The organism is Nocardia sp. CA-151230 (genome assembly GCF_050942175.1).
In the GTDB taxonomy this organism is placed as follows: Bacteria; Actinomycetota; Actinomycetes; order Mycobacteriales; family Mycobacteriaceae; genus Nocardia.
The window spans coordinates 503,644-514,771 of record NZ_CP192061.1 but is presented as its reverse complement, the minus strand read 5'-3'; the positions used below and the strand labels follow the sequence as shown (position 1 = coordinate 514,771).

Annotated in this window: 9 protein-coding genes; 7 read left to right on the top strand and 2 right to left on the bottom strand. The window is 70.0% G+C overall.

All coding sequences use genetic code 11. The features are described from left to right. Positions 1–82 precede the first annotated feature (82 nt). From kstR to ACQP1O_RS02275, 5 genes are all read left to right on the top strand, one after another. Positions 83–733 (top strand): cholesterol catabolism transcriptional regulator KstR, encoded by a 651-nt coding sequence (kstR, locus tag ACQP1O_RS02295; RefSeq protein ID WP_040854337.1) that lies wholly within the window; start codon positions 83–85, stop codon positions 731–733. A gap of 267 nt (positions 734–1,000) precedes the next feature. Then, a complete protein-coding gene (otsB, locus tag ACQP1O_RS02290) occupies positions 1,001–3,571 on the top strand; it encodes a trehalose-phosphatase (RefSeq protein WP_433564271.1) in 2,571 nt (856 codons plus the stop codon). A gap of 200 nt (positions 3,572–3,771) precedes the next feature. After that, a complete protein-coding gene (locus tag ACQP1O_RS02285; protein WP_433564270.1) occupies positions 3,772–4,719 on the top strand; it encodes a metal ABC transporter solute-binding protein, Zn/Mn family in 948 nt (315 codons plus the stop codon). A gap of 451 nt (positions 4,720–5,170) precedes the next feature. After that, positions 5,171–6,037, top strand: a complete 867-nt coding sequence (locus tag ACQP1O_RS02280) for a metal ABC transporter ATP-binding protein (RefSeq protein WP_433567558.1) — start codon at positions 5,171–5,173, stop codon at positions 6,035–6,037. Then, on the top strand, positions 6,034–6,912 hold the full coding sequence (locus ACQP1O_RS02275) for a metal ABC transporter permease (RefSeq protein WP_433564269.1): 879 nt from the start codon (positions 6,034–6,036) through the stop codon (positions 6,910–6,912). Before ACQP1O_RS02280 ends, ACQP1O_RS02275 begins: the two co-directional genes overlap by 4 nt. 123 nt (positions 6,913–7,035) lie before the next feature. Here the strand turns inward: ACQP1O_RS02275 and ACQP1O_RS02270 are convergent, their stop codons facing one another. Further along, a complete protein-coding gene (locus tag ACQP1O_RS02270) occupies positions 7,036–7,902 on the bottom strand; it encodes an A/G-specific adenine glycosylase (RefSeq protein WP_356998764.1) in 867 nt (288 codons plus the stop codon). A gap of 194 nt (positions 7,903–8,096) precedes the next feature. Here ACQP1O_RS02270 and ACQP1O_RS02265 point away from each other — a divergent pair, with 194 nt between their 5' ends. Further along, positions 8,097–8,720, top strand: coding sequence for a carbonic anhydrase (locus tag ACQP1O_RS02265; protein WP_379398239.1), 624 nt, complete (start codon positions 8,097–8,099; stop codon positions 8,718–8,720). A gap of 150 nt (positions 8,721–8,870) precedes the next feature. Next, entirely contained in the window at positions 8,871–9,533 is a 663-nt protein-coding gene (locus ACQP1O_RS02260) for a hypothetical protein (protein ID WP_433564268.1), read from the top strand. A gap of 138 nt (positions 9,534–9,671) precedes the next feature. Here the strand turns inward: ACQP1O_RS02260 and radA are convergent, their stop codons facing one another. Next, positions 9,672–11,072 carry a DNA repair protein RadA gene (gene radA / locus ACQP1O_RS02255; RefSeq protein WP_433564267.1) on the bottom strand — a complete coding sequence of 467 codons (1,401 nt, stop codon included), beginning with the start codon at positions 11,070–11,072 and terminating at the stop codon, positions 9,672–9,674. Positions 11,073–11,128 lie beyond the last annotated feature (56 nt).

Below are 11,128 nucleotides of genomic sequence, written 5' to 3'. Positions count from 1 at the left end.
CCCGGTCGCGGTACGAACTCGTGCCCAGTCGACGCTGGGTGAGATGAACCGAACGATTCGTGCAGGAAAGGACTCTCAACCGATGGCCAGTCCCTCCCGATCGCAGGCCGCCGACGGGGTGCCCGGTGGACGCACCGCGCCCGTCACAACCCTCAGCGAGGAGGATCTGAGCTCAGCGGCGCAGCGCGACCGACGCAAGCGCATCCTCGACGCCACGCTCGCCCTGGCATCCAAGGGTGGCTACGACGCGGTCCAGATGCGAGCGGTCGCCGAACGCGCGGATGTCGCCGTCGGCACGCTCTACCGGTACTTCCCGTCCAAGGTGCACCTGCTGGTGTCCGCCCTGGCCAGGGAATTCGAGCAGTTCGAGGGCCGGCGCAAGCCCCTCGCCGGAGCCACCCCGCAGGAGCGCATGCACCTGCTGCTCACCCAGGTCACCCGGGCCATGCAGCGCGACCCGCTGCTCACCGAGGCCATGACCCGCGCCTTCATGTTCGCCGACGCCTCCGCGGCCGCCGAGGTCGATCGGGTCGGCAAGGTGATGGACCGGTTCTTCGCCCGCGCCCTCTCCGACGAGGTTCCCAGCGACCGCCAGCTCGCCATCGCCCGCGTCATCTCCGATGTGTGGCTGTCGAATCTGGTTGCGTGGCTGACCCGCCGCGCCTCGGCCACCGATGTGACCGAGCGCCTGGAGCTCACCGTCGACCTGCTCATCGGCAGCGGCAACGAATAGCGAGTAGCACGAACGCACGCTTGCGTTCGCTCGATGCACAACGGGCTGCCCGGTCCGGAGAACCGGGCAGCCCGTTGTGCGTTTGCTGGAACCGGGCTGGTCAGCGGGGGTGAACGCCGGGCAACCCGCGCGTGTCTCACAAAAAGCGTGAACGACCTGGAGGTGTCTTGTAAACGCTATGTATCACCGCACACACGAGTGAGCAATCAAGACCCAGTAGCATCACTCGCGCCCTGAAAAATCTCCTCCGATCACTAGGTTGGATGCGTGAGCGCACAGGATTTGTCACTGGAACTTCGCCGTGCCCTGTCGGCCATCGCCCGCGTGCCACGGTTGCTGGTCGCTTCGGACTACGACGGGACGATCGCGCCCATCGTCTCCGACCCGACGAAGGCCTATCCCCATCGGGAGTCGGTGAGCGCCTTACGCGCTCTCGCCGGACTCACCGGAACCACCGCCGCCGTGATCTCCGGTCGCGCCCTGCGCGATCTCGCGGCCCTGTCCCGGCTACCCGTAGAGGTGCAGCTGATCGGTAGTCACGGTTCGGAATTCGATGTCGGCTTCGTACACGCCATCGACAATGACGCGAAACAGCTGCTGCAGGAGGTCACCACGACCCTGACGCAGATCGCTCAGGACAATCCGGGCGCTTCCGTCGAGATCAAACCGGCCAGCGTGGCCCTGCACGTCCGCAATGCCAGCCCCGAAATCGGCCGTCGCGCAGTCTTTGCGGTGCGCCAGGGCCCGGCAAGCTGGGTCGGCGTGCAGACCACCGAGGGCAAGGAGGTCATCGAACTCGCGGTGGTCGAGACCGACAAGGGCGCGGCACTCGACATCGTCCGGCATCAGCAGGGCGCCTCGGCCGCACTGTTCATCGGCGACGACGTCACCGACGAGAAGGCCTTCAAACGCCTCTCCGGACCGGACGTCGGCATCAAGGTCGGCGACGGCGAATCGATGGCCGAATACCGGGTCGCCAGCACCGAGGAGGTGTCGAAGGCGCTGGCGTTCCTACTCGAGGAACGCCGCACGTGGTTGGCAGGTGCCTCCGCCCCTCGAATCGAGCGGCTGACCATGCTGGCCAGCCCGCGCTCCAAAGCCCTTGTCACACCGGACGGCACCGTCACCTGGCTGTGCCACCCCGAACCCGATTCCGCCGCCGTCTTCGCTCATCTGCTGGGCGGACCTGGCGCGGGCCACTTCACCATTCAGCCCGAGCGCGCGAGCCTGCCGCTGTCGCAGCGCTATGTCGACGGCACCATGACCGTCGAAACCCGTTGGTCCAGTTTGCAGGTCGTCGACTACCTGCCGCACGACGTGGTACCCGAGCGCACCGACCTGACCCGCGTCATCACCGGTGACGCCAAAGCGGTCATCACCTTCGCCCCGCGCCCCGAATTCGGGCAGGTGCCGGTTCGGCTGCTGCCCGCCACCGGCGGGCTCAAGGTGGAGGGCCCCAACGACCCGATCGTGCTGCGCTCCCCCGGCGTGGAATGGGAGATCACCGACGACGGCAACCACCACACCGCCCGCGCCGTGGTCGACCCGCGCCAGGGACCGATCGTGCTCGAAATGCGCTGCGGCACCTCCGATCTCGCGCCCGCCATGCGGGCCGAGTCGGACCGCCGCCGGGAGGCCGAGCGCTACTGGGCCGAATGGGTCGGCACGCTCGAACTGCCGCCGCTCAAGCCGGATCTGATGAAGCGCTCGGCGCTCACCCTGCGCGGGCTGGTGCACTCGCCGTCCGGATCCATCCTGGCCGCGGCCACCACCTCGCTGCCCGAGGATATCGGCGGCGTGCGCAACTGGGACTACCGCTACTGCTGGCTGCGCGATGCCTCGCTCACCGCGTCCGCGCTGGTCTCGCTGGGCTCGCTCGGCGAGGCCGAGGATCTGCTGGCCTGGGTGCACCGGGTGCTCGAGACCCTGCCCGGACCCGAGCGACTGCACCCGCTGTACACGCTCTACGGCGAGACGCTGCCCCCCGAGGCCGTCATCGACCAGCTGCCCGGCTACGCCGGTTCGCGGCCGGTGCGCGTCGGCAACGCGGCGAACATGCAGGTTCAGCTGGACGTGTTCGGGCCCATCGTGGATCTCATCTCCCAGCTCGCGCACGCGCGGGAACGCAAGGGCATCAACGATCCCGCGAAGGCGCTGCCGGATGCGGACTGGGAACTGGTGCACGCCATGGTCTCCGCGGTGCAGCGCCGCTGGCGCGAGGCCGACCACGGCATCTGGGAGATCCGCGGCAATCCGCGCCACCACGTCTACTCCAAGGTCATGGGCTGGCTCACCGTGGACCGGGCGCTCACCCTGGCCCGGCAGTTCGGGCGGCCGGCGGATCCCGAGTGGGAGCCGCTGCGCGACACCATTGCCGATGAGGTCCGCACCGAGGGCTGGAACGACGAAGTCCAGTCCTACACAGCGGCTTACGACGGCACCGACCTCGACGCCGCCACGCTGCACATCGGGCTCAGCGGGCTGATCGACCCCTCGGATCCGCGGTTCGCGGCCACCGTGGTGGCCACCGAGGCCGAGCTGCGCAGCGGATCGACGGTGTACCGGTACCACCACGACGACGGGCTGCCCGGCGGCGAGGGCGGGTTCCATCTGTGCGCCGCCTGGCTGGTGGAGGCGTATCTGCTCATCGGCAAGCGGGAGGACGCCGAGGCGTTGTTCGCTCAGCTGGTGGATGTGGCGGGACCGACCGGTCTGCTCTCCGAGGAGTACGACCCGGTCGCCGAACGCTCGCTCGGCAACCACCCGCAGGCGTACTCGCACCTCGGCCTGCTCCGCTGCGCGCAGCTGCTGAGCCTGCCGGTCGCGGCTATGACCTAGGCCGGACCGCACCGCACGACCGAGACGGCCCCCGCGAACATCTGTTCGCGGGGGCCGTTCTCCATGCGGGCCGAGGTGGGCCGTAGGTGTCGCAGGCCACATCTCCCAACCTGGGGCTAGGGACCTAACGGTCATTTGCGCTACATTCAAATGGCAATCGTTTTCGTTACTAGTAAGCCGCAGTGCCAGGAGTACCCCGCGTGACCATCAGCTTCGCCCGAGGATTCGCCGTGTTCGCCGCCGGACTTGCGACGGTCGCCACCGTGACCGCCTGCGGCAGTTCCAAGAGCTCCGATCAGCCGACCGTCGTCGCCTCCACCAATGTCTGGGGCGATATCACCCGGGCCGTCGCCGGGCCGGACGTGACCGTCGAATCGATCATCGACGACCCCACGGTGGACCCGCACTCGTTCGAGGTCTCCCCCGCCGACGCCGCCAAGATCACCGACGCCAAGCTGGTCGTCTACAACGGCGGCCACTACGACGAGTTCATCGACAAGGCCATCGCGGGTCGGAGCACGAAGACCGTCAACGCCTTCGACATCGCCACCGAGGGCGACCACGCGCACGAGAGCGGTTCGGCCGCACCGACTTCCGCGCAGACCGAGGCCGCCGGTCACGACCACGAGGCCAATGAGCACGTCTGGTACGACCTGCACCAGGTCGGGCACATCGCCCAGCACATCGCCGAAGCCCTCGGCGAGATCGACCCCGGCCACAAGCAGGCCTTCACCGACCGCGCCGCCGCCTTCGCCGCGCAGCTGGCCCCCATCGAGGCCGTGACCGCCAAGATCGCCGCCGAGCACCCGAACCAGCCGGTCCTGCAGACCGAGCCGCTCGCCGCCTACCTGCTCACCGCCGCCAAGGCCGACGACAAGACCCCGCACGCCTTCCAGGAGGCCATCGAACAGGGCACCGACCCGGCGCCCCAGGACGTGGCCACCGTGCGAGACCTGCTGAGCGCCAAGCAGGTCCGCGCCCTCGTCTACAACATCCAGACCGAGGACAAACTCACCAAGGACCTGCGCGCCACCGCCGACAAGTCCGGCGTCGCCGTCGTCGAGGTCACCGAGACCCTCCCCAAGGGCCTGGACTACGTCACCTGGATGACGAACAACGCCCAGTCCCTCGCCAAGGCCCTGTCCTGACCGATCGCCCCACCGAGCAGAGGACATCCCGCTGAACCACCGGACCACACCGCGGTCGCCGAGCGCCCACCCCGCGCCCGGCGACTCCGCCGTGCCCGAAACCAGTTCGGCCACAACCCTCGACGCCGACCCCGTACGGACCAGCACCACCACCGCCGCATCCGGGAGTACCACCATGACCGCGAACCCCGCGCAGGCCGCCACGAACCTCGCGCAGGCGTCCGACACCGGCGTGACGACGCCCAAAGCCGGTTGCGCCCTCACCGGAGTGCGCCCCCGCACCCCTTCCGGCCGCTCGACCTGCACCGAGACTCCCCACCCGTCCACCGAGGCGGCCCCCACCGCCGACACGAACACCATTGCGGCGCAGGCCGAAACGACGGCGAGCGCTGCCGCCGGCGCGCCGGCCACGGGCGCAGGCAACGCACACGGCGGCCGGGGCACACCGGCGCTGCGGCTATCGAATGCGCGGTTGTCGTTCGGGGAGCGGACCCTGTGGCAGGGGCTGGATCTCGAGGTTGCGCCGGGGGAATTCATCGCGGTGCTGGGGCCCAATGGGTCCGGGAAGACGTCGTTGATGCGGATGCTGCTGGGGCAGCTGGGGCTGACCGCGGGGACCGCGGAGGTCGCGGGATCGCCGGTACGGGTGGGGAATCCGGATATCGGGTATGTGCCGCAGCAGAAGACCATCGAGGGCGGGGCGCAGCTGCGCGGGGTCGATCTCGTCGGGCTCGGGGTGGACGGGCATCGATGGGGGCTCGGGCTGCGTGGGCGCAGGGAACGCAAACGGAAAGTGGCGGAAGCGATCTCGGCTGTGGGGGCGGAGAGGTTCGCCTACGCGCCACTGGACGCGCTGTCGGGCGGCGAGCAGCAGCGGCTGCGGGTCGCGCAGGCGCTGGCCGGTGATCCCCGGGTGCTGCTGTGCGACGAACCGCTGCTGTCGCTGGATCTGGCGAATCAGCGGCTGGTCTCCGAGCTCATCGACCGGCGGCGGCGCACCCACGACACCGCGGTGCTGTTCGTGACGCACGAGATCAATCCCATTCTCCCGCTGGTGGATCGGGTGCTGTACCTGGTCGACGGGCAGTTCCGGATCGGCACGCCCGACGAGGTCATGACCTCCGAGACCCTCTCCGAGCTCTACGGCACCGAGGTGGACGTGCTGCGCGTGCGCGGCCGCCTGGTGGTCGTCGGCACCGGCGACGCCATGGACGCCCTCGGCGAATCCGGTGCGGCCCACTGCCACGGCGAGAACCGGCACAGCCACGGCGAAAACCGGCACAGCCACGGCGAGCAGGCACAGGAGGCGCGGGCATGATCGACAAGCTGTCCAAGCTGTTCTCGCAGATGTTCGACGTCTCCACCACCGCGCATCTGCTGTCCTACGACTTCGTGCAGCAGGCGGTGCTCGCCGCCGCCCTGCTCGGCCTGCTGGCCGGGGCCATCGGCCCGCTCATCATCAGCCGCCAGATGTCCTTCGCCGTGCACGGCACCAGCGAGCTGTCGCTGACCGGCGCGGCGGCCGCCCTGCTGGCCGGCATCGGCGTCGGCCTGGGCGCCATCATCGGTTCGGTGGTGGCGGCGGTACTGTTCGGCGTGCTGGGTTCCCGTGCCCGCGAACGTGATTCGGTGATCGCCGTGGTGCTGTCCTTCGGCCTCGGCCTGTCGGTGCTGTTCCTGTGGCTCGGACCGGAACGCGCGGGCTCCAAGTTCTCGCTGCTGACCGGTCAGGTGGTCAGCGTCGGGAACTCCGGGCTCGGCCTGCTGGCCACCTGCACCGCCGCCGTGCTGGTGGTGCTGGCCGCCGTCTACCGCCCGCTGCTGTTCGCCAGCGCGGATCCGGAAGTGGCGGTGGCGCGTGGTGTTCCGGTGCGGGCGCTGTCCATCGTGTTCGCCGTGCTGCTCGGCGTGACGGCGGCCTTCGGCGTCCAGATCGTCGGCGCGCTGCTGGTGCTCTCGCTGCTGATCACTCCCGCCGCCGCGGCCGCCCAGCTCACCGCCAGCCCGGCCCGGGTGGCGATCCTGTCGATCGTGTTCGCCGAGATCGCCGCCGTCGGAGGCATTCTGCTGTCGCTGGCCCCCGGCGTCCCGATCTCGACCTTCGTCACCACCATCTCGTTCACGATCTACCTGATCTGCCGGGTGGTGGGCAGCCGCACCCGCAATCGCCGCAGAGTCCTCATCGCAGCCTGAGTTTCGGGCCGGATCCCGCGAAACCGGCTGCGACACCGCGATCTACCGCATGAGGGGCGGCAGATCGCCCCTGCACGCCCCTCCCGGACAACGACCCCTCGGCCCGGGAGGGGCGTCCGCGGGTCAGCTGCCCTCGCCCGCCAGGGCGAACAGGCCGTCGGGGGTCTGCTCGATGAGACCGTCGACCAGCAGCGAATCCAGGGCTCGATCGCGCTGGCCCGGATCGCGAGTCCAGGCCAGGTCCAGGCGAACCCGCTCCACCGGACCCGACGCCCCGCGCAGGACGTCGAGCAGGCGGCCCCGCGCCTGCCGGTCGGTGCCCTCGTACTTCTGCACCCGCCGCACCACCTCGGAGGCCGGGCGGCCCGCGGTCACCCAGGCGCACGCGGGAAGTGGGCAGCGCTCGCAATCCGGGGTCCGCGCGGTGCAGATCAGCGCGCCCAGCTCCATCAGCGCGGCCGACATGACGGCGGCCCGGTCGACCCGCGCGGGCAGCAGGGCCTCGGTTTCCGCGAGATCGCGGTTCGCCGGATTGCCCGCCTCGGCGCGGCCGTGCACGGCGCGGGCCACCACGCGGCGAACGTTGGTGTCCACCACCGGAACTCGCTGCCCGTACGCGAAACAGGCCACGGCGCGCGCGGTGTACGCTCCGATCCCGGGCAGGCTCAGCAGCACGTCCACGTCGGTCGGAACCTCGTCGCCGTGCTCCTCGGCCAGCACCCGGGCGCACTCGTGCAGACGCAGCGCGCGCCGCGGATAGCCGAGTTTGCCCCAGGCGCGCAGGACGTCGCCCTGCGGCGCGGCGGCCATGGCGGAGGGCACCGGCCAGCGGGCCACCCACTCCCGCCAGATGGGTTCGACGCGCACCACCGGCGTCTGCTGCAGCATGATCTCGCTCATGAGGATCTGCCACGCCGTGACACCGGGCCGTCGCCACGGCAGGTCCCGCGCGGTCTCGCCGTACCAGTCGATGAGCGCGTCGCTGTCCACCTTCGCCTCCTCCCGGGCCGTTTCGGAGCCGGAAATCCCGCACGCCGCCACGCGCGATGGTATCCATTTCGGCGAGGCCGGTTTCCGCCCACCCGGCGGCTCACCGGGCGCGTGGCGATCCGGTCGGCGCGTCTTTGCCCGACCGTAACGCTGAGGACTCGCCGGTAACCCGAGGGCTATGGAAAATGGGACACATGCCGCATAACAACCCGATCAGTGCATGGAAAGCCTTGCGCGAAGGCAACGAGCGCTTCGTCAACGGCACGTTGCAGCACCCTAGCCAGGGCGCGGCCGACCGGGCCAAGCTCGTCGCCGGGCAGCAGCCCTCGGCAGTTCTGTTCGGCTGCGGCGACTCTCGCGTCGCCGCCGAGATCATCTTCGATCAGGGTCTCGGCGACATGTTCGTGGTCCGCACCGCCGGTCACGTCATCGACGCCTCGGTGCTGGGCTCCATCGAATACGGCGTGCAGGTGCTGTCGGTGCCGCTGATCATCGTGCTCGGCCACGACAGCTGCGGCGCGGTCCGCGCCACCATCGACGCCCTGGACCACGGCAACGTTCCCGGCGGGTTCATCCGCTCGGTCGTCGAGCGTGTCACCCCGTCCATCCTCATCGGCCGCCGCGAGGGCCTGGAATCGGTCGACGAGCTCGAGGCCCGCCACGTCGAGGAGACCGCCCGCCTGCTCATGCAGCGGTCGATGATCATCTCCCAGCGGGTGGCCACCGGCGAGTGCGCCATCGCCTGCGTCACCTACAACCTGGGCGACGGCGAGATCAAGCTGCACCGCGTCATCGGCAATATCGGCGAGGTGGTCTAGCCCGCTCCGCCGGGATGGAGCCGGTTCTGCCGGGGATGCGCGTTTCGCTGCTGCGGGCGGCGGAATTTACCGCCCCTGTAGGCGCTTTCACGTCCGACACGCCGACACCCTGCTCGGGATGACCCGGACGGTGCGCTTACCGTTGTCACCGTGCTGGAACCGAACGGACCACTGCCACCCGAAATCTACTGGCGCCGTCGCGCGGTCGCGATCGGCGCGATGGTGCTCGGCCTCGCGCTGGTGATCTGGGTGGCCTTCGCGCTGCTGAAGGGCGGTGGCGACCACAAGACGGACGCCAAGGCCACCACCTCGAGCGCCGCGGCCACCACCAAACCCGCGAGCAGTTCCTCGAGCGCCCCGGAACCGAGCGCGGCCAAGCCCTCCGGCGTCACCCCGAGCGCCATCGCCCCGGCCGCGCTGGGTCTGTGCCCCGACCAGTCGCTGGCCGTGAAGGTGGCCGTCGGGCAGCCCACCTACAAGGTCGGCGAGCAGCCGCAGTTCGGCATCGTCATCACCAATATCTCCAGCGCCGCCTGCGAACGCGACATGGGGTCGGGCCTGCAGCTGGTCCAGGTCCAGTCCCTGGACGGCCAGCGCAGGCTGTGGTCCAGCACCGACTGCTACCCGGACGGCACCCCCGACCTGCACACCCTGGCGCCCGGCCAGCAGGCCGCCTTCACCGTCACCTGGTCCGGCGCCACCTCCCAGCCCAACTGCGCGGGCGACCGGGTTCCCGTCCCGGCGGGCCCCTACACCGTTGTGGCGCAACTCGGTTCGGTCCGCAGCGCCCCCGAGCCCTTCAATCTCGCCTGAATTCAGCACACAGCGGCGGAGGCCGGGATCCGATCGATCGGGTCCCGGCCTCCGCCGTTTCTCGAGAATTCCGGTAATTGCGAACCGAATTCCGGCCCGGATCGAATTCGATTCCGCGACCTCATTCGATTTCGGCTGTCATTCAGCCATTTCCGCCGGGGCCTGCGCACCGCGCCGCCGGCGCAACCCGGTAACGGCAAGGGCGGCACGGATATCGGCGACCTCGCGCACGGTCATGCTGCGGCCGGTGCGTTCCGCGCCCGGCGGCACCAGGGCCTCGGTGAAACCCAGCCGCTCCGCCTCCGCCAGCCGGCGGGTCAGCCCGGTCACCTGGCGCACCTCGCCCGCCAGCCCCACCTCGCCCAGCACCACCAGGCCGCTGGGCAGCGCCAGATCCTGGCTGGCGCTCGCAATGGCAAGCGCGACAGCCAGATCCGCGGCGGGCTCTGTGAGCCGCATACCGCCCACGGTGGCCGCGTAGACGTCCTGCTTGCCCACGAAGACGCCCCCGCGGCTCTGCAGGACAGCCAGGACCATGGAAACGCGGTTGTAGTCCAGCCCGCTCACCGCGCGCCGGGGCGCGGGCGCCTGGGTGTCCACCGTCAGGCCCTGCACCTCACCCAGCATGGGCCGCTTGCCGTCCATGGCGACCGTCACCGCGGTCCCCGGCACCGCGTCGCCCCGATGGTGCAGGAACAACCCCGAAGGGTCGTCCACACAATGGATTCCGGCCTCCCGCATCTCGAAGCAGCCGACCTCGTCGGTACTGCCGAAGCGGTTCTTGATGCCGCGCACCATGCGCAGCGAGGAGTGCTTGTCGCCCTCGAACTGCAGCACCACGTCGACCAGGTGCTCGAGCGTGCGCGGACCGGCCACCGCGCCGTCCTTGGTGACGTGCCCGACCAGCAGCACCGCGATGCCGCTCGCCTTGGCCAGCGAGGTGAGCGCCGCCGTCACCGACCGCACCTGGGTGACACCGCCGATCACGCCGTCCGCATCGGCGGCCAGCATGGTCTGCACCGAGTCCACCACCAGCAGTGAGGGTTTCACCTGCTCGACGTGCCCGAGAATGGTCGCCAGATCCGATTCCGCGGCCAGATACACCTTGTCGTGCACCGCGCCCGTGCGGTCCGCTCGCAGCCGCACCTGGCCCGCCGACTCCTCCGCGGTCACGTACAGCGCGATCTCGTCGCGCGCCCGCGCCCACCGGTGCGCCACCTCGAGCAGCAGCGTCGACTTGCCCACTCCGGGCTCGCCCGACAGCAGCACCACCGACCCGGGAATGATCCCGCCGCCCAGCACCCGGTCCAGCTCGGACACCCCCGTCGACCGAGCCTGGGTCTTCTTGGAGTCGATGCTCGAGATCGGCGCGGCCGCCGTGCTGGGCAGCATCGCGCGCCGCCCCACGGCGACAGCCGACGCGGACGCCGCCATCTCCTCGATGGTCCCCCACGCGTTGCAATCCGGGCAGCGCCCAACCCATTTGGCGACCTCGTGCGAGCAGTCCGCGCACCGGTACAGCGATTTCACCTTGGCCACGCCGGGCAGCCTAGCCAGCGCCCCCGACACTGTGCTCTATTTGCCCTCCGCTTCGC